This window comes from Streptomyces sp. NPDC048506, from assembly GCF_040651315.1.
Taxonomy (GTDB): Bacteria; Actinomycetota; Actinomycetes; order Streptomycetales; family Streptomycetaceae; genus Streptomyces.
Genome location: NZ_JBEZIX010000040.1, coordinates 1 through 22,769, shown reverse-complemented (window position 1 = coordinate 22,769; position 22,769 = coordinate 1). Strand labels below are relative to the sequence as shown.

Genomic DNA, 22,769 nt, shown 5'->3' with positions numbered 1-22,769 from the left:
TATCACGCCCGATCCGCGACGCGTTCGCCCAGCAGGCCTTGTGGCCGCAGGAGGAGTACGAGGATGAGGAGGACGAAGGCCCAGACGTCCTTCCAGGCTCCGCCGCCGAACTGCTGCATGCCGGGGATCTCTTCGATGTAGGCGGTGGCGAGGGCTTCGGCGATGCCGAGGACGACGCCGCCGAGCATGGCGCCGTAGATGTTGCCGATGCCGCCGAGGACGGCCGCGGTGAAGGCCTTGAGGCCCATGATGAAGCCCATGCGGAACTGGACCTCACCGGTGCGCAGTCCGTAGGCGACGGCGGCGACGCCGGCGAACGCGGCGCCGATGGCGAAGGCGAGGACGATGATGCGGTCGGTGTTGATGCCCATCAGCTTGGCGGTGTCGGGGTCCTGCGCGGTGGCCTGCATGGCGCGTCCGCTGCGGGTCTTGGCGACGAAGAAGCCGAGGGCGATCATGCAGACCGGGGCGGCGACGAGGACGAAGAGGTCGCCGCGCTGCACGGTGGCGCCGAGGATGTCGAAGGCGTGGCCCTTGAACTGGGGGAAGACACGGGCCTGTTTGCCGTCGGGGTACCACTTCCAGATGGCTTGCTGGAGGGCGATGGACAGGCCGATGGCGGTGATCAGGGGGGCGAGGCGGGGGGCGCCGCGCAGGGGGCGGTAGGCGAAGCGTTCGGCGGCGATGCCGACGAGGACGGATACCGCGATGCCGCCGAGGAGCATGATCGGCAGGGCGAGGGCGAGTGAGGTGCCGGCGGGGAGGGCGAGGTAGACGCTGAGCGCCCCGAAGCCACCGACCATGAAGATCTCGCCGTGGGCGAAGTTGATGAGCTGGACGATTCCGTAGACCATCGTGTAGCCGATCGCGATGAGTCCGTACATCGCGCCGAGGATGAGTCCGTTGGCCAGCTGTTGCGGCAGTTCGCTCACCGCAGGGCCTCCGTTGCGTGGGAGAAGAGGGGTCCAGTACTGCCGGGAGTCGCAGCTCCCCTGCTGGGAGCCGGGGCTCCCGTACGGGCGGGTTCGCGGGGTGTCCCGTGTCCCGGTGTGCCACGGGCCGCGCCAGGGTCGTTCGTGGCGTCCTGGCGCGGCCCGGTGCGTCGGTGATGTTGTTCTTCCGGTCGGTCAGCTCTTGTCGAACTTCTTGAATTCGGCGCTGAATCGGGAGGCCCAGGCGCCCTTGTCGACCTGATACGCGGTGATCGTGGTGTTGGTGGTGTCGCCGAACTTGTCGAAGGCGACCTTGCCGGTGACGCCGTCGAAGGTGACCTTGTTCATGGCCTCGACGACCTTCTTGCGGGCGTCGTCGGGGAGCTTGCCGCCGTTGCCGTCGACGACCGCCTTGACGGCCTGGATGACGGACCAGGTGGCGTCGTAGGTGGAGCCGCCGTACGCCTCGTAGGGCTCCTTGAAGCCGGCCGCCTGGTAGTCGGCGATGAACTTCTTGGCGGAGGGGAGTTCCTCGACGGGCTTGCCGACGGAGGAGGCGTAGTCGCCCTGCGCCTTCTTGTTGAGCTTGATGTAGTCGCCGCTGTACATGCCGTCGCCGCCCATCAGGGGAACGGTGACGCCGCCGTCCTTGAGCTGCTGGCTGAGCGGGCCGGACGCGGGGTACTCGCCGCCGTAGAAGACCAGGTCGGGCTTGGCGGACTTGACCTTGGAGACGACGGCCTTGAAGTCACGGTCGTCGGGGCTGACGTGCTCGGTGCCGGCGATCTTGCCGCCGAGCTTGGTGAACTGGTCCTTGAAGGAGGAGGCGAGACCGACGCCGTAGGTCTTCTGGTCGTCGATGACGTAGGCCTTCTTGACCTTCATCTTCTCCCAGGCGTACTGGCCGTCGAAGGCGCCCTGCACCTCGTCGGTGGTGGCGGTCCGGAAGTAGGTGTCGAACTGCCGGACCCGCTTGTTCTTCTTCCAGTCGGGGCCCTGGGTGAGGTCGGGCGTGGTGTTCGCCGGGGATATCAGCGTGACGTTGTTCTGCTTGGAGACCTGCTGCATGGACTGGGCGACGCCGGAATTGAGCGGGCCGACGATGCCGAGGACGTCCTTGTCGCCGGCGAGCTTGGTGGCGTTCTGCTGGCCGACGTTCGGCAGCGCCTTGTCGTCGAGGGCTTCGAGTTTGAAGGTGACGCCCTTGACCTCACCGGTCTTGTTGGCGGTGTCGACGGCGAGCTGGGCGGAGTTGCGGATGCCCAGGCCGAGCGCGGAGAGCTCGCCGGTGGTGGGGGCGTCCAGGCCGATGACGACGGTGGTCTTTCCGCCGCTCTTGTTGTCCTCGCCGCGGGAGCCGCACGCGGAGAGCGTGAGGGCGCCGGTGGCGACTGCGGTGGTGATGATGAGCAAGGAACGGTGACGCACGATCAGTCCTTTCCCTGGCGCGGCCACGGCTGTCGCATGGCCGATTCGCGCGCCGGGCTGTGCGGGGTGGTACCGGTGTCCGAGCTCACAGCGCGCCCGGCGGCGCGGTGACTGGCGGTGACTCTAGAGCGGTGTTCCTCGCGTCGGCAGATGCGCTGAGCAGGATGTGACGCTCTTGTTATGACCGGCGATGACCGTTTTTTGGTTATGGTCCTTACACCTGGGAGCGAACGCGGTACGGAGGTTGAACGCGCACTTCCACGGGCGGTTCGGCCGGGCGGCGGCGGGGCGGCGTCCGCTTATCGGATGCGCATCGGATGCGGTGGGGGCGAGAGCGTCGCGTCGCGCGCGGGGCCGGGGCACGGGATTGGGGCGGTATTGCACGGAAGTTACTCAGAGTTACAGGCATGCGAACGGCCCCGCTCCGGTGACCGGGGCGGGGCCGTGACGACGAGCGGTCGGAGCCGCTCCGTTTCGGTCAGGCGCGGTAGGCATCGGTGGGCGCGTCGCGCAGCATGCAGGTCAGGCGGGCGGTGCAGACCCGCTTGTCGTGCTCGTCGGTGATCACGACCTCGTAGGTGGCGGTGGAACGGCCGCGGTGCACGGGGGTGGCGACACCGGTGACCAGACCGGAGCGAACGCCGCGGTGGTGCGTGCAGTTGAGGTCGACGCCGACGGCGACCTTGGTGGGGCCGCCGTGCAGCATCGAGCCGACGGAGCCGAGGGTCTCGGCCAACACGGCCGAGGCGCCGCCGTGCAGCAGCCCGTAGGGCTGGGTGTTGCCCTCGACGGGCATGGTGCCGACGACGCGGTCCGGCGCGGCCTCGACGACCTGGACGCTCATCCGCTCGCCGAGGTGACCGGCGGAGAAGAGGGCGGGCAGGTCCAGGCCGAGCCCGGCCCACTGGTCGAGGATCTCCTGCGGAAACTTCGTGGTGCTGTGCTCACCCATGCCTACGGCTCCGTTCGCTCGCGCGTGATCGTCGCGCCTGTGATCGTCATCGATCCGTGCCTGTTCCTATCAGGCCGCTGAGCGGGCGCTCAGCCCGGGGTGGCGCGTTCCGTCACTGGCCCGCCGGCCCGCCGGCGCTCCCGGGGTCAGTCCCGCTCCGCGCTCTCCAGACGGATCACCACGGACTTCGCCGCCGGGGTGTTGCTGGTGTCGGCGGTGTGGTCCAGCGGGATGAGGACGTTGGTCTCGGGGTAGTACGCGGCCGCACAGCCACGGGTCGTGGGGTAGTGCACCACGCGGAAGCCCTGCGCGCGCCGCTCGCTGCCGTCGGTCCACTCGCTGACGAGGTCCGCGTACGCGCCGTCGGCCAGGCCCCGTTCACGGGCGTCCTCGGGGTGCACGAGGACGACCCGACGCCCGTTCTTGATGCCGCGGTAGCGGTCGTCCAGGCCGTAGATGGTGGTGTTGTACTGGTCGTGCGAGCGCAGCGTCTGCAACAGCAACCGCCCCTCGGGGACGGTGGGGTAGGTGACCGGTGCGGCGGTGAAGTTGGCCTTCCCGGTGGCGGTGGGGAAGCGACGGCTGTCCCGGGGCGCATGCGGCAGGGCGAAGCCACCGGGGCGCGCCACCCTGGCGTTGAAGTCCTCGAAGCCCGGGATGACACGGGCGATCCGGTCGCGGATCGTCGCGTAGTCCCTCTCGAACTCCTCCCACGGGGTGCGGCTGTCCGGGCCGAGGACACGGCGGGCGAGGCGGGCGACGATCGCGGTCTCGGACAGCAGATGGGGGCTCGCGGGCCGCAGGCGCCCCCGGGAGGCGTGCACCATGCCCATGGAGTCCTCCACGGTCACGAACTGCTCGCCGGCGCTCTGCACATCGCGCTCCGTACGACCCAGCGTCGGCAGGATCAGGGCGCGGGCACCGGTGATCACATGCGAACGGTTCAGCTTGGTCGACACGTGCACGGTCAGCCGGGCGCGGCGCATCGCGGCCTCGGTGACGTCCGTATCGGGCGTCGCGGCGACGAAGTTGCCGCCCATCGCGAAGAACACCTTGGCCTCGTCGTCCCGCAGGGCCCGGATGGCACGGACCACGTCCAGGCCGTGCTCCCGGGGCGGCGCGAAGCCGAACTCCTTCTCCAGTGCGTCGAGGAAGGCGGACGCGGGCCGCTCGAAGATGCCCATCGTCCGGTCGCCCTGGACGTTGCTGTGCCCGCGCACGGGGCACACACCGGCCCCCGGACGGCCGATGTTGCCGCGCAGGAGAAGGAAGTTGACGACCTCCTGGATGGTCGCCACGGAGTGCTTGTGCTGCGTCAGGCCCATCGCCCAGCACACGATCGTGCGCCGGGAGGCGAGGACCATCTCCAGCGCGCGGTCGATCTCCGCCGTGGTCAGCCCGGTCGCGGCGAGCGTCTCCTGCGCGTCCTGACCGGCCCGCGTCAGCTGCGCGAACTCCTCGAAGCCATGGGTGTGTTCGCGGACGAACTCCTCGTCGACGGCGCCGGGAGTGTCGAGGATGCGGCGGTTGAGGGCACGGAACAGCGCCTGGTCGCCGCCGAGGCGCACCTGGAGGAAGAGGTCCGTCAGGGCGGTGCCGACGGCCAGACCGCGCGGGGTCTGCGGGTTCTTGAAGCGCTCCAGGCCGGCCTCGGGCAGCGGATTGATCGAGATGACCTTCGTTCCGCCGGCCTTGGCCCGCTCCAGGGCGGTGAGCATCCGGGGGTGGTTCGTCCCCGGGTTCTGGCCGGCGACGATGATCAGGTCGGCCTTGTACAGGTCCTCCAGCAGGACGCTGCCCTTGCCGATGCCGATGGTCTCCGTCAGCGCGGAGCCCGACGACTCGTGGCACATGTTCGAGCAGTCGGGCAGGTTGTTGGTGCCGAATTCACGGGCGAAGAGCTGGTAGAGGAACGCGGCCTCGTTGCTGGTGCGCCCGGAGGTGTAGAAGACGGCCTCGTCGGGGGAGTCGAGGGCGGTCAGCTCCGCACCGATGAGGTCGAAGGCCCGCTCCCAGGGGACGGGTACGTAGTGGTCCGCGCCCTCGGCCAGGTACATGGGATGGGTCAGGCGGCCCTGCTGGCCCAGCCAGTAGCCGCTGCGGGTGGCGAGGTCGGCGACGGAGTGGGCGGCGAAGAAGTCCGGGGTGACACGGCGCAGGGTGGCCTCTTCGGCGACGGCCTTCGCGCCGTTCTCGCAGAACTCCGCGGTGTGCGGCTTGTCCGGCTCCGGCCAGGCGCAGCCGGGGCAGTCGAAGCCGTCCTTCTGGTTGACGCGCAGCAGGGTCAGGGCGGTCCGGCGGACACCCATCTGCTGCTGGGAGATCCGCAGGGCGTGGGTGATGGCCGGCAGCCCGACGGCGGCGTGCTGGGGCGCGCTGACCTGGGGCGCGTCCTGGATGGGGTCCGTCGCGGGCGGCTTGCCTGCCATAGCGCTCTCCCTTGAGCCGTGAGCTGGTGCTCGCTCCGCCGGGCGCGGCGGATCGTTGCCGTACGCATCCGATCCTGTCACGGACCGGGCGCGGCGGTGTAGGGGAGATCGCGAGGGCGCGGACGGGCCCCAGGGGAACGCGGGGAACCGCGGGGTGTGGGGCGCGGGGGAGGGCCGCGGAGGAGGGCCGCGACGCGGAGCGGGGGCGGGGTACGGACCGGACCGGGGCGGGGTACGGACCGGACCGGGGCGGGGCGTGGGCCGGATCGGGGCGGACTGGGCCAGGGCGGGCGCGACGTCGGAGCGAGAGGGAGCCGGGGCGGTCGCGGCGGGGATTGTCAGTGGGGCGTGGCAGGATCGGGGGCGTGGCAGCAAAGGCAGCGAAGAAGAGCGAAGCGACCGGCACCGAGGCGGCGGCGGGCGGCCGCCCCCACCTGCTCCTGATGGACGGGCATTCCATGGCATACCGGGCGTTCTTCGCCCTGCCCGTGGAGAACTTCACCACCGTCACAGGGCAACCGACCAATGCGATCTACGGCTTCGCGTCGATGCTCGCGAACACTCTCCGCGACGAAGCGCCCACGCACTTCGCCGTGGCGTTCGACGTCTCACGCAAGACCTGGCGGTCCGAGGAGTACGCCGACTACAAGGCGAACCGCTCCAAGACCCCCGACGAATTCAAGGGTCAGGTCGAGCTGATCGGCGAGCTCCTCGACACGATGCGGGTCAAGCGCTTCGCCGTCGAGGGCTACGAAGCCGACGACGTCATCGCCACCCTCACCGAGCAGGCCACCGCCCACGGCTTCCGGGTCTCCATCGTCACCGGCGACCGCGACTCCTTCCAGCTGGTCTCCGACGACGTCACCGTCCTCTACCCCACCAAGGGCGTCTCCGAGCTGACCCGCTTCACCCCGGAAAAGGTCTTCGAGAAGTACGGCCTCACCCCCGCCCAGTACCCGGACTTCGCCGCCCTGCGCGGCGACCCGTCCGACAACCTCCCGGGCATCCCCGGCGTCGGCGAGAAGACCGCCACGAAGTGGATCACCCAGTTCGGGTCGTTCGCGGAACTCGTGGAGCGCGCCGACGAGGTCAAGGGCAAGGCCGGCGCCAACCTCCGCGAACACCTCGATGCCGTCAAGCTCAACCGCCGGCTCACCGAAATGGTGCGCGACGTCACGCTGCCCTGCGGCCCCGAGGACCTGACCCGCGAGGCCTACGACCGCGAAGCCCTCAAGACGTTCCTCAACGCCCTGGAGATCCGCAACCCCGGCCTCCGCGACCGGCTCCACGCCGTCGACCCCGGCTCGGCCGACACCACCGACGAACCCACCCCCGCCGCCGGCGTCGAGGTCGACGGCACCGTCCTCGGCACCGGCGAGCTCGCCCCCTGGCTGGCCGAACACGGCACCGGTCCCCTCGGCATGGCCACCGTCGACACCTGGAGCCTGGGCAGCGGAAGCGTCGCCGAAGTCGCCCTCGCCACCGCCGCCGGCCCCGCCGTCTGGTTCGACCCCGCCCAGCTGGACCAGGCCGACGAGCAGGCCTTCGCCACCTGGACCGCCGACCCCGACCGCCCCAAGGTGCTGCACAACGCCAAGGGCCTGATGCGCGTCTTCGCCGAACACGGCTGGCACATCGACGGCGTCACCATGGACACCGCCCTGGCCGCATACCTGGTCAAGCCCGGCCGCCGCTCCTTCGCCCTCGACGCCCTGTCCATCGAGTACCTCGGCCGCGACCTCGCCCCCGCCGCGGCCGCCGACGGCCAGCTGGCGTTCGGCGCCGACGAACAGGCCGAGGCCGACGCCCTCATGGGACAGGCCCGCACCGTCCTCGACCTGGGCACCGCCTTCGCAACCAAACTGTCCGAGGTCGGCGCCGCCGAACTCCTCCGCGACATCGAACTCCCCACCAGCCACCTGCTCGCCCGGATGGAACGCGCCGGTATCGCCGCCGACCGCGGCTGGCTGGAACGCATGGAGCAGCAGTTCGCCGGCGCCGTCCAGCAGGCCGTCCAGGAAGCACACGCCGCCGCCGGCCATGAGTTCAACCTCGGCTCGCCCAAGCAGCTACAGGAAGTCCTCTTCGGCGAACTCGGCCTGCCCAAGACCAAGAAGACCAAGACCGGCTACACCACCGACGCCGACGCCCTCGCCTGGCTGGCCACCCAGACCGACAACGAACTCCCGGTGATCATGCTCCGGCACCGGGAACAGGCCAAACTCCGCACCACCGTCGAAGGCCTGATCAAGACCATCGCCACCGACGGCCGGATCCACACCACCTTCAACCAGACCGTCGCCGCCACCGGCCGACTGTCCTCCACGGACCCCAACCTCCAGAACATCCCGGTCCGCACCGACGAAGGCCGTGCCATCCGCCGCGGTTTCGTCGTCGGCGACGGCTACGCCTCGCTGCTCACCGCCGACTACAGCCAGATCGAACTGCGCGTCATGGCCCACCTCTCCGAGGACGAAGGCCTGATCGAGGCCTTCACCTCCGGCGAGGACCTCCACACCACCGTCGCCTCCCAGGTCTTCTCCGTCGCCAAGAACGACGTCGACGCCGAAATGCGCCGCAAGATCAAGGCGATGTCCTACGGCCTCGCCTACGGCCTGTCCGCCTTCGGCCTCTCCCAACAGCTGGGCATCCAGCCCGACGAGGCCCGCAAACTCATGGACACCTACTTCGAACGGTTCGGCGGCGTCCGCGACTACCTCCGCCGCGTCGTCGACGAGGCCCGCGCCACCGGCTACACCGAGACCATGCTCGGCCGCCGCCGCTACCTCCCCGACCTCAACAGCGACAACCGCCAACGCCGCGAAATGGCCGAACGAATGGCGCTGAACGCCCCCATCCAGGGCACCGCCGCCGATATCGTCAAGATCGCGATGCTCCGCGTCGACGCCGCACTGCGCGCCGAGAAGCTGGAGTCCCGGCTGCTGCTGCAAGTCCACGACGAAATCGTGGTCGAGGTCGCCCCCGGCGAACGCACCAAGGTCGAAGACCTCGTCCGCCGCGAAATGGCCGCCGCCGTCGAACTCCGCGCCCCCCTCGACGTCTCCGTCGGCTCCGGCGAGGACTGGGAGTCGGCAGCACACTGACCCACGCGGCGGCGCGGCTCAGTCGGCGGTGGACGACACCGCCGACGCGCCCGCCGCCGCACCGGCTGCCGACGAGCCCACCGCCACCCCCGCCGCACACCGGCCCCGGCCCGCCCGCCACACCAGCAGCCGCACGGCCGCCCCGTACAGCAACAGCCCCACACCGAGGCCCGCACCCGCACCGAACAGCGCCGTCGGAAGATAGCTGAACCACCCCACCGCGCCGCCGTACTCCCCGTACGCCCGCACCACGCGCTGCACCGCCCCCAGCAACACACACAGCCCCACCGGCACGGTCAGCAACAGCCGCACCCCCACCGTCAACGACGGCACGGCGCCCGGCCCTGACACGCCCACCGGCGCCCCACCACCGGCCCGCCCGCCCCGCAGCGCCGACCCCACGAACCACCCCAACGCCCCCAACGCCACCGCCGACGTGCCGTACTGCACATACGCCGCCACCGGCACCCCCGCCACCACCCCGCCCAGCCCCGGAACCAGCCGCGTCCCCCAACGCCCCGCATGGGTGAAGGCATCCCACACCACATGGGTCGCCGACCCGAGCACCGCGGACACCACGAACCAGCCCACCAACGCCGCGACACCACCAGCCCCCCGCGGCCGCCAGGGCCGACCCCGCAGCAACGCCCCCACCCGCCCCCGCCACGCCCGGGGCAACAACGCCAGCAACGGCTCGCGCACCCACAACCAGCCGGCCACGAGCGCCACGGTGACCACCACATCCACCGTCAGCACGCCCCACAGCGCATGCGTGAACGCCCCGAACGCCATCCCGCCCGGCACCATCGAATCCGCGTAATACGTCACGTCCGGCGCGAACGACCCCGCCACCAGCGCCGACGCAACCAGCGGACCACGCGCCGCACCGGTCCGCCGCACGACCGGCAGCACCGCCGCGGCATGGCTGAGCGTGAACGGCATCGTCCCCTCCTCGATCGATTCGGAACATTATGTGTCCGATGAGGGTGGTAGATGACTGGCCCGAGTTGTCGTAGTGTCGCCTGAGTTGGAGCGCCGGGGAGCGCGATACCGCGTCAACAACGCGACGGGTCAACGCGGAGGGGACCACACATGGCAGCCACATTCCGAAGGCGTCTCCAAAGGGGAGCGGCCTCGTCGGCCGTGGTGGCCCTGGTGCTCGCCGCCCTGACGGCCTCTCAATCACCCGCAGCCACCCGGAGCGCCGCCGAGGAACAACACCCCACCCCGCCCCCCGTCGACACCCCCATCGACGGCGGATCGGCCTTCTACACCGACCTGCCGCCCGCCAAACGCCCCGCACCACCACACGACTCCCACCACCCCCGCACCAACAGCCGCATCGGCCCCACCGAGGCCGGCATCCCCGCCACCCTCCTCGCCGCATACAAGAACGCCGCCTCCAGCATCGACACCTCCGACCCCGGCTGCCGCCTCCCCTGGCAACTGCTCGCCGGCATCGGCAAGGTCGAATCCGGCCAGGCCCGCGGCGGAGCCGTCGACGCCGACGGCACCACCCTCCAACCGATCCTCGGCCCCCAACTCAACGGCCACGGCTTCGCCCGCATCCTCGACACCGACGGCGGCCGCTACGACGGCGACCTCACCCACGACCGCGCCGTCGGCCCCATGCAGTTCATCCCCTCCACCTGGTCCCAGGGCGGCCCCCTTGGCACCGGCTGGGGCGCCGACGGCAACGGCGACGGCAAGAAAGACCCCAACAACGTCTTCGACGCGGCACTCGCGGCCGGCCACTACCTCTGCGCCGGCGGCCGCGACCTCGCAACCCCACAAGACCTGGACCGGGCGATCCTCGGCTACAACGACTCCGAGGACTACCTGCGCACCGTGCTGTCTTGGTACGCCTTCTACCGTCACGGCACCCACCAGGTGCCCGACGGCAAGGGCGTACTTCCCGTCCATCACAACGGCGGACGCCACCACGCCACCACCGGAGACGACAGCCACGGCAAGGGCCGCACCGACAGCCGCACGGACCGCGGCCGCGGCACGGGCAACACGCCCGGCACCCAGCCCCGCCCCGGCAAGACACGCCCGAAGGCGCCCACCACGCCACACGAGCCGGGCAACGGCCGTACGCCCGACACCCACCGGCCCACCCCCAAACCGCCCACCCCCAAACCGCCCACGCCAACCGCCCCCCGCACCACCCTCCAGCGGATCGGCGACCAGCGCCTGACCGCCACCGCCGGCACGGACTTCGCCACCGCACCCCAGGTGCGCGCCGAGGACGCCGCCGGCAAGCCGGTCGCCGGCGCCCCCGTCCGCTTCACCCTCCCGCCGGCCACCGACGCCCGCTTCGCCGGCGGCGCCACCGCCGTCACCGTCACCACCGGCAAGGACGGCCTGGCCACCGCGCCCACACTGCACGCAGGCGACACGACCGGCACCTTCACCCTCCGTGCCACCGCCGTCGACCGCACCGACCGAACCGACCGCACCGCACCCGCCGTCAGCTTCGACGCCACCGTCGAGCCCAAGCCGGCGCCCAAGGTCGACCAACTCGCCCGCACATCGGACAAGGAGCTCACGGCGACCGCCGGCCAGGCCTTCGCGGAGGACGCCGTCGAGATCAAGGCCACGTACCAGGGCAAGGACGTCGCGGGCGTGCCGATCACCGCGACCATGGTCACCGACGACCAGGGCCCCTACTTCAAGGACCCCCAGGCCACCGACGACGACAAGAAGGACGAGCCGGTCCGCACCCTCACCGGCCTCACCACGGACGCCAACGGCCTGCTCAAACTCCCCAAGATCTACACGGACACCCACACCGGGACGTTCCTGCTGCGACTGACCACCGCCGACGGCACCACCCTCACCATCCACCTCAAGGTCGCCGCCCCAGCCAACCCCTGACCTGCCCCCACCATCCACCCACACCCGCCGCCGTCCCGCCACCACCAGGCCGGACGGCGGCGGCACACCGTGAACCACCCCCAGCGCCCCAATGCGACAACAGTCCAAAGGAGCCGACGGGTCAAAGGAGCCGACGGGTCAAAGGAGCCGACGGGCCAAAGGAGCCGGCGGGGCAAAGAGACTCGGGCACAACGAAACGAGACGACCAGGCAACGGGACAACGGGTAGCCCCCAACGCTCATACACCCAACCCCCAACCGCTGACACCCAACCCCCAACACCCAACACCCACCGCCAACAGGTATTGCCCAACTGCCCCGCCCACCGGGTACCACCTACACCCACCGGGCAACGCCCCCCTCGGCCCGCCGGGTACCGCCCACGCCCACCAGGTACCACCCACGCCCACCGGGCAACGCCCACCGCCCACGGGTCACCAGGAAACCCGACGCCCAGGGTCCTCAGGTGCAACGTGTTCTCATCTCAGCCACCCGTTGCTACGGTGCCCCCGCCTGACGCTGTATCAGCTCACGGGAGGCCGACATGCGTGCACTCACGGCAGCCGCGGTCGGACTGGCCGCGGCGCTCGCCCTCGTCTTCACACTCACCGCGATCGGCGCGCCCAGCGGCACCACCTCGCCCAAGCCGCTGCTGACCACCGTCCCCAAGCACCCCTGAGGGAGGGACGCCCCCGCCATGCGCCGCACAGCCAGCCTGGTCCTGCTCGCCTTCGCCGTCTTCTTCACCGCGCTGTCCCCGCTGATGCGGTGGTACGCCTTCCCGAGGCTCGCCAAGATCCCGCCCAGCCAGTACCAGGACATGGTCCTGGAGGCCAGGCCCGCCACCCTCATCGACTACGGCACCATGAAGGCCAAGCAGGTCCCCAAGGTGACGATCGTCCAGACCCTCAAGGGAGACGTCGCCGCATCCGAGCGCATCGAGAAGACCGCCGGCCGCGACGTCGTCGTCTGGGACGCCCTGTCCTACATCGCCGGCCCCGACGGCAAGATGGTCTCCGAAATCCCCGAGCGCTACATCTTCGACGCGCACTCCCAGGAACCCGTGCACGCCACCGGCGAGATGGTCGACGGCGACCCCGTACGCCGCGAGGGCATCGAGTACAAGTGGCCGTTCCTCACCGAGAAGCGCGACTACACCTACTTCGACGCCCAGACCCGCACCTCCGCCCCCATCCACTACAAGGGAACCCGCACCTTCCGCGGCCTGGAGGTCTACTACTTCGAGCAGACCATCCCCTGGACCAAGGTCCCGTTGCCCAAGAAGATGCCCGTCAAGGGCATCACCCCGCAGTCCGTCGAGAAGATGGGCACCACCTGCTGGTACACCACCAAGCGGATGTTCTGGGTGGACCCGGTCACCGGTGCACCGGTCAACGGCCAGGAGATCCACAAGGAGGAGCTGCGGGGTGGCGACCTCCTGCCCGGTGGCGGCAAAGTCACTGCGTTCGCCGGCCACGTGAAGATGCGTGACGACTACGTCGACTCCACCGTGGCCCTCGTCACCTCTCAACGCCAGTTGGTTCTGCTGCTCACCCGCTACCTCCCCTGGGGGTTCCTGGTCCTGGGTGCCGTGCTGCTGGCGCTGTCCCTGTACCTGGAAGCCCGTGGTCGGCGTCCCGGCTCCGGCCCCGGCCCCGGTGCCGTCAACGCCGACCCGGCCCCGGAACCACAGCCCCGGCCGACGCCTGCCGTGTGATGCCTCCTCTTGCTTGCTATGCCTCCCCTTCCGTTTCCATGAGGTGCCTCTTGCGATGCCTCCTCTGCCGCGGGGTGCCTCGTTCGCCGTGTGGTGCCTCCTTCTTTTCCGGCAACGATTACGGACGGTGAATTCGTTCCTGCGGGGCGTGACGTTCTGTGATTTCAGGGGGGTGTCGGGGGTGGTCTAAGGGTCCATGTCGGGGTTGCGAGCGGGGTGTGCGCGGTGTGCGTGTCACGGGGTGTGCGTGTAGAGGCGGTTCTGGTGGGTGGTCCGTGGTCCTGGTGTGTGCCGGAGCGTCAGCGGGGGTGCGGTGCTCCGATGCTGTCGCGTGTTGCTCGGTTTCCGTGAGGTGGGGCTTCAGCCGCATTGGAGGCGTGCGGTGGTGTGGCGGGTCGGTTCGGCGGTCGACGGATCCTCCGGCCAGGGGTGCTTGGGGTAGCGGCCGCGCAGCTCCGCGCGCACGGACCGGTATCCGTCCCGCCAGAAGGACGCGAGATCGGCCGTGACGGCGGCCGGGCGGCCCGCGGGTGAGAGCAGATGCACCAGTACGGGCACCCGGCCGCCGGCCACCTTCGGGGACTCCTGTAGGCCGAACAGCTCCTGCAACTTCACGGCCAGCACGGGCTGCTCGCCGCCGTAGTCGATGCGTATCCGAGAACCGCTCGGTACCTCGATCCGCTCCGGCACCAGCTCGTCGAAGCGGGCCGCGTCGCCGGTCGCCCACGGAAGCAGCCGGGCCAGCGCCTGGCCCGCGTCCACCCGCTCCAGATCGGCCCGCCGCCGCGCCCGGCCCAGCTCCACGCCCAGCCAGTCCTCGACCCGCTCCAGCAGCGCCGCGTCCGACACCTCGGGCCACGGCGCGCCCAACGCCCGATGCGCGAACGCCATCCGCTGCCGCAGCGTCACGGCGGCGGGCGGCCACTGGAGCAGCCCGAGCCCCTCCCGCCGCAGCCCGGACGTCACGGCATCGCGCAGCAGCGCCGGGTCGGGGGCGGTCAGTGGGCGCGATGCCACCTCGATCGCGCCCAGCCGGGTCACCGTCCGGGCCACCACATCACCGTCTGCCCAGTGCACCTCCTCACCCGAGGAGCACAATGCCCGTGCCGCCGCACATGCGGTCTCCTGATCGATCACCGCCGCCAGCCGCACCCGCGCCGATGCCGCCGCCACCGGCCGGTCCGCGACCGCCACGGCCAGCCACCCGGCGTCCCGCAGTCGCGAACCGTCCCCGGCCCGGGCGCCGGGCCCCGCGCCGGCCCCCGCCAGCTCGGCACCGGTCCCGGATGCCATCAGAAAGCTCCCGGCGCCACGGGCCCGCGCCACGCGCTCCGGGAACGCCAGCGCGGCGATCAGCCCGGCGACGGCGTCATCGGTGGCGCCCGCGTCCGCACCGCCCCCTGCGCCGACGCCGGTACCGGAACCCGAGGCGCCGGTGCCGGACGCGCTCTCGTTCCGGCCGCCGTCCGCCCCCGGCTCGCGGCCCGCCGAGGCGAGCCGTCGTGCCTCCTGCCGCCACCTGGCGGCGTAGCCGTCGCCACCGCGGCGCGCCGTGCGCCAGGCGGCCGCCAGGTCGTCCCCGTAGGCCCGTGGCGGCTCCTCGCTCAGGAGGGCGACCACCTCTGCGGCCCGCCGTACGCCGACCTCGGCCGCGCCGTCCACCAGGGCGCGCGCCAGCCGGGGGTGGACGCCGAGCCGTGCCATCCGTGTGCCCCGGTCCGTGGCCCGGCCGTCCGGGTCCACCGCGCCGATCGCCGTGAGCACCTCCCGGGCCGCGGCCAGCGCACCAGCGGGCGGGGCGTCGAGCAGCGCCAGACCGCTCGCGGCCGGATCGCCCCAGCAGGCCGCCTGTAGGGCGAACGCGGTGAGATCGGCGACCTTGATCTCCGGCTCGGGGAACGCCGGTAGCCGCCCGTCCTCGCCCTCCGACCAGCACCGGTAGACCACGCCCGGCGCCTCGCGACCCGCCCGGCCCGCACGCTGACGGGCCGCCGCGCGGGAGGCCCGTACGGTCGTCAGCGCACTCAGACCCCGTGCGTGGTCCATCCGCGGCACCCGCGCCAGTCCGCTGTCGACGACCACCCGCACGCCCGGCACGGTCAGGCTCGACTCCGCCACCGAGGTCGCCAGCACCACCCGCCGGACTCCGTCGCCGCCCGCCAGCACCGCGTCCTGTACCTCGGCCGGCGCCCGCCCGTGCACCTGGAGCACGTCGGCGTCCACCCCGGCCAGCTCCCCGGCGACCCGCCCGATCTCCCCGACGCCGGGCAGGAAGCACAGCACGTCGCCCGTCCGCTCGCGCAGCGCCCGCCGCACCACACCCGCCACATGGCTCAGCAGGGCGGGGTCCACCCGCATCCCGTGCGCGGGCCGCACCGGCCGCTCCGGCGGTGCCCAGACCGCGTCCACCGGATGCGACACGCCCGACGCCTGCACTACCGGAGCCGGGCCGGCGGTGCCGCCCAGCAGCCCTGCCCACCCCTCGGCGTCCGTGGTCGCCGACGCGGCCACCAGTCGCAGCTCGGGCCGCAGCGTCGCCCGTACGTCCAGCAGGAAGGCCGCGGAGGTGTCGGCGTCCAGATGCCGTTCGTGGCACTCGTCCAGCACCACGACGTCGACACCGGCCAGCTCCGGATCGCGTTGCAGCCGCTGGAGCAGCACTCCGGTGGTGACCACCTCCACGGTGGTACGCGGTCCCGCCCGCCGCTCACCACGGACCGTGAAGCCGACCTGTTCGCCGGTCTTCTCGCCGAGGAGCCAGGCCATCCGCCGGGCGGCGGCCCGGACGGCGATCCGTCGCGGCTCGGCGACCAGCACCCGCCGGCGCGGGCCCTCGCCGGTCAGACCCGCGAGGTCCAGCGGCACCAGGGTCGTCTTTCCGGTGCCCGGCGGGGCACACAGCACCGCGCTGCCGGCCTCGTCGAGGGCGGCGCGCAGCGCGGGCAGGGCGGTCCGTACGGGCAGCTGGGCGAGGGCGTCACGAGCGATCACGTCCCCAGTGTGCAGGCCGCCACTGACAGTGCGGTGCCGCTGTCACTGCGGTGCTGCCGCGGGCCGGTCACCACGCCACCGCGGGCTGCTCGCCACGTCTCCTCGGGCCTCCGCCCAAGCTTGCGGGGGGCGCCGTCTCGGGTTCAGGCGTCCGTGCGCTCGCACACGAAGATCGCGGTTCCCGGGATGAGGTGTCCGCGCAGCGGGGACCAGCCGCCCCATTCCTGCGTGTTCCATGCCGGCCACTCGGGCTCGACGAGGTCCACGAGCCGGAATCCGGCCGCCACCACGTCCCGTACGCGGTCACCGAGCGTCCGGTGGTGCTCGACGTACACCGCCCGGCCGGTCTCGTCCTGCTCGACGTACGGCATGCGGTCGAAGTAGGAGGCCGCCACGGAGAGCCCCTCGGGGCCGGGTTCGTCGGGGAAGGCCCACCGGATGGGGTGGGTCACCGAGAAGACGAACCGTCCGCCGGGCCGCAGCACTCGCCGGACCTCGTGCAGCACCCGTACCGGATCGGCGACGAACGGCAGCGCACCGTACGCGGAGCAGGCCAGGTCGAAGCTGCCGTCCCGGAACGGCAGCGCCCCGGCGTCCGCCTCCACCAGCTCGGTCACCTCGTCCGTCGTGGTGTCGGCGATCCGCAGGGCGTGCTGAAGCTGGCGGTGGGAGATGTCGAGCGCCACCGGGAGCGCGCCCTGGGCGGCCAGCCAGCGGGAGCACTGCGCCGCGCCGGCCCCGATCTCCAGGATGCGTCGGCCCTTCAGCTCGGTGGTCGGGCCGAGCAGCGCGGCGTCCGCCTCGTCGAGTCCCTCCGGTCCCCAGACGAACCGGTCGTCCCCGAGGAACGCGCCGTGCTCGCTCTGGTACTCGTCGGCGTTGCGGTCCCACCAGCCCCGGTTGGCGCGGCTGCTTTCGGTGTCGGAGGCGTCACGGCGGGTCGCTTCCGGCTCGTGGTCTTGGTTCATCGCGCCTGTCGTCGTAGTCTTCGCTGTGCTTGTCGCTGCAGGGACTGTGAGGCCGTACGACCTCGCGGAACATCGCGTGTGCCGTTTTTGGGGCGTTCCGTCCCGGGTGTGCGCGTTCGCGCATTGACCGTGTCCGGCTGCCCCCGTATGCTACAAGTTGCGCTGCGGGCTTGCGCGCCTCAGACGGAGCAGGCCGCGCTCGCATCTGTATGTACCCCTCGGTTTTGAGGCGTTTCGGTCGTCCCGAATGCTCCGGCATTTACGGGCTTCCGATCAAGGCGTCTCTGACACTGTCCGGCTTATGCAGAGGCGATACGGGCTCTCGGCGTAGCAGTACCTACGACTTCAATGTCCGTACCGGAGCCCTTTCCCACATGACGAGCAGCACCGAGACCACCGCCACCACCCCGCAGGTTGCGGTCAACGACATCGGTAACGAGGAAGCCTTCCTCGCCGCGATCGACGAGACGATCAAGTACTTCAACGACGGCGACATCGTCGACGGCGTCATCGTGAAGGTCGACCGGGACGAGGTCCTGCTCGACATTGGTTACAAGACCGAAGGCGTCATCCCGAGCCGCGAGCTCTCGATCAAGCACGACGTCGACCCCAACGAGGTCGTCGCCGTCGGTGACGAGATCGAGGCCCTGGTCCTCCAGAAGGAGGACAAGGAAGGCCGCCTGATCCTCTCGAAGAAGCGCGCCCAGTACGAGCGTGCCTGGGGCACCATCGAGAAGATCAAGGAAGAGGACGGCATCGTCACCGGTACCGTCATCGAGGTCGTCAAGGGTGGTCTCATCCTCGACATCGGCCTCCGCGGCTTCCTCCCCGCCTCCCTGGTCGAGATGCGCCGCGTCCGCGACCTGCAGCCCTACGTGGGCAAGGAGCTCGAAGCCAAGATCATCGAGCTCGACAAGAACCGCAACAACGTGGTCCTTTCCCGCCGTGCCTGGCTGGAGCAGACCCAGAGCGAGGTCCGCCAGACCTTCCTCACCACCCTCCAGAAGGGCCAGGTGCGCTCCGGCGTCGTCTCCTCCATCGTCAACTTCGGTGCCTTCGTGGACCTGGGTGGCGTCGACGGTCTGGTCCACGTCTCCGAGCTGTCCTGGAAGCACATCGACCACCCGTCCGAGGTCGTCGAGGTCGGCCAGGAGGTCACGGTCGAGGTCCTGGACGTCGACATGGACCGCGAGCGCGTGTCCCTGTCGCTCAAGGCGACCCAGGAAGACCCGTGGCAGCAGTTCGCCCGGACCCACCAGATCGGTCAGGTCGTCCCGGGTAAGGTCACCAAGCTCGTTCCCTTCGGTGCGTTCGTGCGCGTCGACGAGGGCATCGAGGGCCTGGTCCACATCTCGGAGCTGGCCGAGCGCCACGTCGAGATCCCGGAGCAGGTCGTCCAGGTCAACGACGAGATCTTCGTCAAGGTCATCGACATCGACCTCGAGCGCCGCCGCATCAGCCTCTCGCTGAAGCAGGCCAACGAGTCCTTCGGTGCCGACCCGTCGGCGGTCGAGTTCGACCCGACCCTGTACGGCATGGCCGCGTCCTACGACGACCAGGGCAACTACATCTACCCCGAGGGCTTCGACCCGGAGACCAACGACTGGCTGGAGGGCTACGAGGCCCAGCGCGAGGCCTGGGAGCAGCAGTACGCCGAGGCCCAGCAGCGCTTCGAGCAGCACCAGGCGCAGGTCATCAAGTCCCGCGAGGCCGACGAGCAGGCTGCGGCCGAGGGCGCTGCGGCGCCGGCGGCCCAGGGCGGCGGCAACGGCGGCGGCAACGCCGGTGGCGGCTCGTACTCCTCGGAGTCGGCGGACAACTCCGGCGCCCTGGCGTCGGACGAGGCGCTCGCCGCGCTCCGCGAGAAGCTGGCCGGCGGCCAGAGCTGAGCTCGCGCCGGTAGGCAGTAGCTGATCGACGAAGGCCCGTTCCCTCAGGGGAGCGGGCCTTCGGCGTGTCCGGGAGGCGCAGCGCGTGAGCCCACCGGAACGCCCGGATTGGCGACGCCGCGCCCGCCGGAGACCGTGTTGTCGCCCGTGATGGTCACCGGGCAGCCGGAGGCGTCGTAGTTGGTGATATTGAATCCGTAGCGGCCGGATCCGGTGGCGCCGCTCAGATCGGACGACGCCGTCGGAGGCGTCCATCATGATCCCTTTCTGGCCCCGGTGACGGCGATGCCCTGGACGGTCCAGTAGGGGGCGCCGTTCAGATACAGCCCGTAGCCGCCGCTCGTGGTCAGTACGGCCTGGGAGGAGCCGGTCAGCGTGATCCGGGACGAGGCGGTGCCGGCGGCCGCGGTCGTGAAGTTGCCGTGGTACGTGCCGTCGGCGAGTTGAATCCGGTCACCCGGCCTGGCTGCGGCGAGGGCGTCCTTGAGCTGCGCGGCCGTCGAGAGGTCGACGACCCGGGTGGGTGCGGCGGGCGGGGCGCTTCCGGTGGTGGCCGTGGCCGATGCGGCCAGTGGGAGGAGGGCGGCCGCCCCCAGTAGGGCGGCGCCGGGGCCTGTCAGGCGGGGGCGGTGAGGGCGGAGGGAGTGGGGGGAGTGGAGCGGCTGCCTGGAACGGCGGATACGCATCCAATTTTCTTCCTGTATATGAACGTTGGGTGTGGATGTGACGGTGTTCCGCGGGGTGAAGGTAGAACCGGGGGCTATGGGCGTCAAGAGGTCTGGTGGTGGGGGTGGCGGGGCGAACCAGGCTCCTTCGTGAGGGAGTTGCGTTCATCCACTTGAACGGCAGGTCTGGAGAGAGGAAAGGGCGGCCGGTGGGCGGGGAGGGGGAGTGGGCGAGGGGCGTGGGGCGGAGCGCTCATGGCCGCACGGAACGTGTCCGGAAAGGGACGGGGCGCATCCAGGGCCGGGAATGCCTGCGGATGATCGTGCGTTGCCGTTCATGAGAACGAGGAGGAGCGGTCACTGTGTTGGATCCCCAGAGTTTGTACGCATGGGAGCCGAGCGGGCTCGCGGAGGTCGAGGCGCTCGCCTCCAGGGACTCCGCCGGACTGGTGCTGCTGTACCACTTCGACGGGTACATCGACGCCGGCGAGACCGGCGACCAGATCGTTCGGCGACTGCTCGACGGCCTGCCGAACGAGGTCGTCGCCCGCTTCGACCACGACCGCCTCGTCGACTACCGGGCCCGCCGGCCGCTGCTCACCTTCGAGCGCAACCGCTGGACCGCATACGAAACGCCGGGCATTGAGCTCCGGCTGGTGCGCGACACCACCGATGCGCCGTTCCTGCTGCTGTCCGGACCCGAACCGGACGTCGAGTGGGAGCGCTTCGCGGCCGCCGTGAAGCAGATAGTGGAGCGGCTCGGCGTACGCCTCTCGGTGAACTTCCACGGTATCCCCATGGGGGTCCCGCACACCCGCCCGGTAGGCCTCACCCCGCACGGCAACCGCACCGACCTGATGCCCGGGCACGCCAGCTTCTTCGACGAGGCCCAGGTGCCGGGCAGTGCAGAGGCGCTGATCGAGTTCCGGCTGGCCGAGGCGGGACATGACGTGCTGGGCGTGGCTGCACACGTGCCGCACTACATCGCCCGGTCCGCATATCCGGACGCCGCGCTGACGGCCCTGGAGGCGGTGACGGCTGCGACCGGTCTGGTGCTGCCCGCCGCGGCCCATGCGCTGCGCACGGAGGCGCTGCGGACCCAGGAGGAGATCGAGCGGCAGATCTCGGAGGGCGACGAGGAGTTGGTCGCCCTGGTCAGCGGGCTTGAGCACCAGTACGACGCGGTGGCCGGCGCCGAGACCCGGGGAAATCTGGTGGCCGAGCCGGTGGAACTCCCGTCGGCTGACGAGATCGGCAGGGAATTCGAACGCTTCCTGGCGGAGCGGGAGGGCGACGGCCGCGCGGACGGGCGCTGAACGGGGCCCCGAGCCGGGGAAGGCTCCGAGCCGAGGGGGGCTCCGAACTGGAGGGAGGCTCCGAGCTGGAGGGGGGAATCGACCACCGGCGAGGGGGAGCGGGGTGGGCGCCGGTCTTGGCGCGGGCGTGGAACGAGGCGGGCTTCCGGGCCTCCCGTGCTCCGCCCACCCCGACGGACCGTATAGCGTGGGCCCATGGTGAAGGTGGGGCTGACGGGCGGAATCGGCGCGGGCAAGAGCGAGGTTTCGCGCTTGTTGGCGTCGTACGGCGCGGTGATCGTGGACGCGGACAAGATTGCCCGCGAGGTCGTCGAACCCGGGACGCCCGGACTGGCGGCGGTGGTCGAGGAGTTCGGGGACGGCGTCCTGACGCCCGAGGGCACGCTGGACCGGCCGAAACTGGGCGCGATCGTGTTCGCCGACGCCGAGAAGCTCAAGGCGCTGAACGCGATCGTGCACCCGCTGGTGGGCGCGCGGTCGGCCGAACTCGAAGCGGCTGCCGGACCGGACGCGGTGGTGGTCCACGACGTGCCCCTGCTGACGGAGAACGGCCTGGCGCCGTTGTACGACCTGGTGGTCGTGGTCGATGCCGCGCCGCAGACCCAGTTGGACCGGCTCGTGCGGCTGCGCGGTATGGCGGAGGACGAGGCGAAGGCCCGGATGGCGGCGCAGGCGACCCGTGAACGGCGCCTGGCTGTCGCGGACCTCGTGATCGACAACGACGGCCCGCTGGAGGCCCTGGAGCCGCAGGTCCGCGCTGTGTGGGAGCGCCTGCGGGAGGTGTGAGGCCGGGCGGTACCCTCGCCGCCATGACAGCAGCTACCGACCTCGACAGCAACGTTCCCGGCAGCGATCCCGCTCCCGCTTCCGCACCGGAGCACGCATCCGGCTCCGGCGACCTCTCCGGCTCGGCGGCCGGCTCCACGTCCGACGGCGCCTCGGCACCTGCCTCGTTCGTGGTGAACATTCCCGGCATCGCGGACGCCGATCTGGAGCCGGACCCCCTGGACCCCGCCCAGATCGTCTCCGGGGAGCCGGTGGTCACGGGCAAGGTGCTCTGGGAGTCTCCGGACGGCCGGCAGATCCGCGGCATCTGGCAGATCACGCCCGGGGTGGTGACGGACACCGAGGCCAACGAGCTGTTCGTGGTGGTCAGCGGCCGTGCCACGATCGAGGTCGAGGGCGGCTCCGTCCTTGAGGTCGGCCCGGGCGACGCCTGCGTCCTCCGCGAGGGCGACCGCACGCGGTGGACCGTGCACGAGACTCTGCGCAAGGCGTACCACATCAGCATGTAGGGCGTTGGGGCTGTTTGCGTGCGTGCGTGCGTGGGCGGGTGGCGGGCGGGACGTTCGGCGGTGGTGGGGAGAGGGGGCAGGGTGGGGCGGGGTGGGTGTGCTCCTCCTCCGGGGCCCCCCCCCCCCCCCCCCCCCCCCCCCCCCCCCCCCACCCACCGCGGGGGGGGGGGGGGGGGCCCGGGGGGGGGGTGGATGTTTTAATAA

The 22,769-nt window shown here is 71.1% G+C and carries 16 protein-coding genes; 8 read left to right on the top strand and 8 right to left on the bottom strand.

Annotated elements, in window-relative coordinates; genetic code table 11:
- Nucleotides 1–2: 2 nt before the first annotated feature.
- The 4 genes from AB0C96_RS28740 to AB0C96_RS28725 all read right to left on the bottom strand — a co-directional run bounded on the left by AB0C96_RS28740 (nucleotide 3) and on the right by AB0C96_RS28725 (nucleotide 5,741).
- Nucleotides 3–932: a branched-chain amino acid ABC transporter permease gene (locus AB0C96_RS28740; protein ID WP_362921217.1), complete on the bottom strand. Its 930-nt coding sequence runs from the start codon at nucleotides 930–932 to the stop codon at nucleotides 3–5.
- A 195-nt stretch (nucleotides 933–1,127) separates the two neighbouring features.
- Nucleotides 1,128–2,345, bottom strand: coding sequence for a branched-chain amino acid ABC transporter substrate-binding protein (locus tag AB0C96_RS28735; protein ID WP_362921327.1), 1,218 nt, complete (start codon nucleotides 2,343–2,345; stop codon nucleotides 1,128–1,130).
- A gap of 493 nt (nucleotides 2,346–2,838) precedes the next feature.
- On the bottom strand, nucleotides 2,839–3,312 hold the full coding sequence (locus AB0C96_RS28730; RefSeq protein WP_362921215.1) for a PaaI family thioesterase: 474 nt from the start codon (nucleotides 3,310–3,312) through the stop codon (nucleotides 2,839–2,841).
- A gap of 146 nt (nucleotides 3,313–3,458) precedes the next feature.
- Nucleotides 3,459–5,741 (bottom strand): FdhF/YdeP family oxidoreductase, encoded by a 2,283-nt coding sequence (locus AB0C96_RS28725; RefSeq protein WP_362921213.1) that lies wholly within the window; start codon nucleotides 5,739–5,741, stop codon nucleotides 3,459–3,461.
- Between the two features lie 365 nt (nucleotides 5,742–6,106).
- On the opposite strand from AB0C96_RS28725, the gene polA reads away from it, so the two are divergent.
- Nucleotides 6,107–8,845 (top strand): DNA polymerase I, encoded by a 2,739-nt coding sequence (gene polA, locus AB0C96_RS28720; protein WP_362921212.1) that lies wholly within the window; start codon nucleotides 6,107–6,109, stop codon nucleotides 8,843–8,845.
- A gap of 18 nt (nucleotides 8,846–8,863) precedes the next feature.
- On the opposite strand, the gene AB0C96_RS28715 is transcribed toward polA, so the two are convergent.
- The gene (locus AB0C96_RS28715) at nucleotides 8,864–9,787 is read right to left on the bottom strand and encodes a DUF4184 family protein (RefSeq protein WP_362921210.1); all 924 of its coding nucleotides are present in this window, start codon (nucleotides 9,785–9,787) and stop codon (nucleotides 8,864–8,866) included.
- Between the two features lie 150 nt (nucleotides 9,788–9,937).
- On the opposite strand from AB0C96_RS28715, the gene AB0C96_RS28710 reads away from it, so the two are divergent.
- From AB0C96_RS28710 to AB0C96_RS28700, 3 genes are all read left to right on the top strand, one after another.
- Entirely contained in the window at nucleotides 9,938–11,725 is a 1,788-nt protein-coding gene (locus AB0C96_RS28710; RefSeq protein ID WP_362921209.1) for a lytic transglycosylase, read from the top strand.
- Nucleotides 11,726–12,268: 543 nt separating this feature from the next.
- Entirely contained in the window at nucleotides 12,269–12,403 is a 135-nt protein-coding gene (locus AB0C96_RS28705) for an SPW_0924 family protein (protein WP_362921207.1), read from the top strand.
- Between the two features lie 18 nt (nucleotides 12,404–12,421).
- Nucleotides 12,422–13,441 (top strand): DUF3068 domain-containing protein, encoded by a 1,020-nt coding sequence (locus tag AB0C96_RS28700; protein WP_362921205.1) that lies wholly within the window; start codon nucleotides 12,422–12,424, stop codon nucleotides 13,439–13,441.
- A 360-nt stretch (nucleotides 13,442–13,801) separates the two neighbouring features.
- Here the strand turns inward: AB0C96_RS28700 and hrpB are convergent, their stop codons facing one another.
- Nucleotides 13,802–16,432 (bottom strand): ATP-dependent helicase HrpB, encoded by a 2,631-nt coding sequence (gene hrpB, locus AB0C96_RS28695; protein ID WP_362921203.1) that lies wholly within the window; start codon nucleotides 16,430–16,432, stop codon nucleotides 13,802–13,804.
- A 143-nt stretch (nucleotides 16,433–16,575) separates the two neighbouring features.
- Nucleotides 16,576–17,400, bottom strand: coding sequence for a class I SAM-dependent methyltransferase (locus AB0C96_RS28690; RefSeq protein ID WP_362921201.1), 825 nt, complete (start codon nucleotides 17,398–17,400; stop codon nucleotides 16,576–16,578).
- A gap of 374 nt (nucleotides 17,401–17,774) precedes the next feature.
- Here AB0C96_RS28690 and rpsA point away from each other — a divergent pair, with 374 nt between their 5' ends.
- On the top strand, nucleotides 17,775–19,289 hold the full coding sequence (gene rpsA / locus AB0C96_RS28685) for a 30S ribosomal protein S1 (RefSeq protein ID WP_362921199.1): 1,515 nt from the start codon (nucleotides 17,775–17,777) through the stop codon (nucleotides 19,287–19,289).
- Between the two features lie 254 nt (nucleotides 19,290–19,543).
- On the opposite strand, the gene AB0C96_RS28680 is transcribed toward rpsA, so the two are convergent.
- Nucleotides 19,544–19,975 carry a hypothetical protein gene (locus AB0C96_RS28680; RefSeq protein ID WP_362921198.1) on the bottom strand — a complete coding sequence of 144 codons (432 nt, stop codon included), beginning with the start codon at nucleotides 19,973–19,975 and terminating at the stop codon, nucleotides 19,544–19,546.
- A gap of 341 nt (nucleotides 19,976–20,316) precedes the next feature.
- On the opposite strand from AB0C96_RS28680, the gene AB0C96_RS28675 reads away from it, so the two are divergent.
- The 3 genes from AB0C96_RS28675 (at nucleotide 20,317) to AB0C96_RS28665 (ending at nucleotide 22,565) form a co-directional block, all read left to right on the top strand.
- Nucleotides 20,317–21,270 (top strand): PAC2 family protein, encoded by a 954-nt coding sequence (locus tag AB0C96_RS28675; protein WP_362921196.1) that lies wholly within the window; start codon nucleotides 20,317–20,319, stop codon nucleotides 21,268–21,270.
- 195 nt (nucleotides 21,271–21,465) lie between these two features.
- Nucleotides 21,466–22,056: a dephospho-CoA kinase gene (coaE, locus tag AB0C96_RS28670; protein WP_362921194.1), complete on the top strand. Its 591-nt coding sequence runs from the start codon at nucleotides 21,466–21,468 to the stop codon at nucleotides 22,054–22,056.
- 188 nt (nucleotides 22,057–22,244) lie between these two features.
- Nucleotides 22,245–22,565 (top strand): cupin domain-containing protein, encoded by a 321-nt coding sequence (locus AB0C96_RS28665; protein ID WP_362921325.1) that lies wholly within the window; start codon nucleotides 22,245–22,247, stop codon nucleotides 22,563–22,565.
- Nucleotides 22,566–22,769 lie beyond the last annotated feature (204 nt).

Excerpts from the sequence above, each read along its gene's own strand:
- AB0C96_RS28730 (WP_362921215.1), bottom strand. The coding sequence starts at position 3,312 with ATGGGTGAGCACAGCACCACGAAGTTTCCGCAGGAGATCCTCGACCAG.
- AB0C96_RS28725 (WP_362921213.1), bottom strand. The coding sequence starts at position 5,741 with ATGGCAGGCAAGCCGCCCGCGACGGACCCCATCCAGGACGCGCCCCAG.
- AB0C96_RS28715 (WP_362921210.1), bottom strand. The coding sequence starts at position 9,787 with ATGCCGTTCACGCTCAGCCATGCCGCGGCGGTGCTGCCGGTCGTGCGG.
- AB0C96_RS28710 (WP_362921209.1), top strand. The coding sequence starts at position 9,938 with ATGGCAGCCACATTCCGAAGGCGTCTCCAAAGGGGAGCGGCCTCGTCG.
- AB0C96_RS28705 (WP_362921207.1), top strand. The coding sequence starts at position 12,269 with ATGCGTGCACTCACGGCAGCCGCGGTCGGACTGGCCGCGGCGCTCGCC.
- AB0C96_RS28700 (WP_362921205.1), top strand. The coding sequence starts at position 12,422 with ATGCGCCGCACAGCCAGCCTGGTCCTGCTCGCCTTCGCCGTCTTCTTC.
- AB0C96_RS28690 (WP_362921201.1), bottom strand. The coding sequence starts at position 17,400 with ATGAACCAAGACCACGAGCCGGAAGCGACCCGCCGTGACGCCTCCGAC.
- rpsA (WP_362921199.1), top strand. The coding sequence starts at position 17,775 with ATGACGAGCAGCACCGAGACCACCGCCACCACCCCGCAGGTTGCGGTC.
- AB0C96_RS28680 (WP_362921198.1), bottom strand. The coding sequence starts at position 19,975 with ATGCGTATCCGCCGTTCCAGGCAGCCGCTCCACTCCCCCCACTCCCTC.
- coaE (WP_362921194.1), top strand. The coding sequence starts at position 21,466 with ATGGTGAAGGTGGGGCTGACGGGCGGAATCGGCGCGGGCAAGAGCGAG.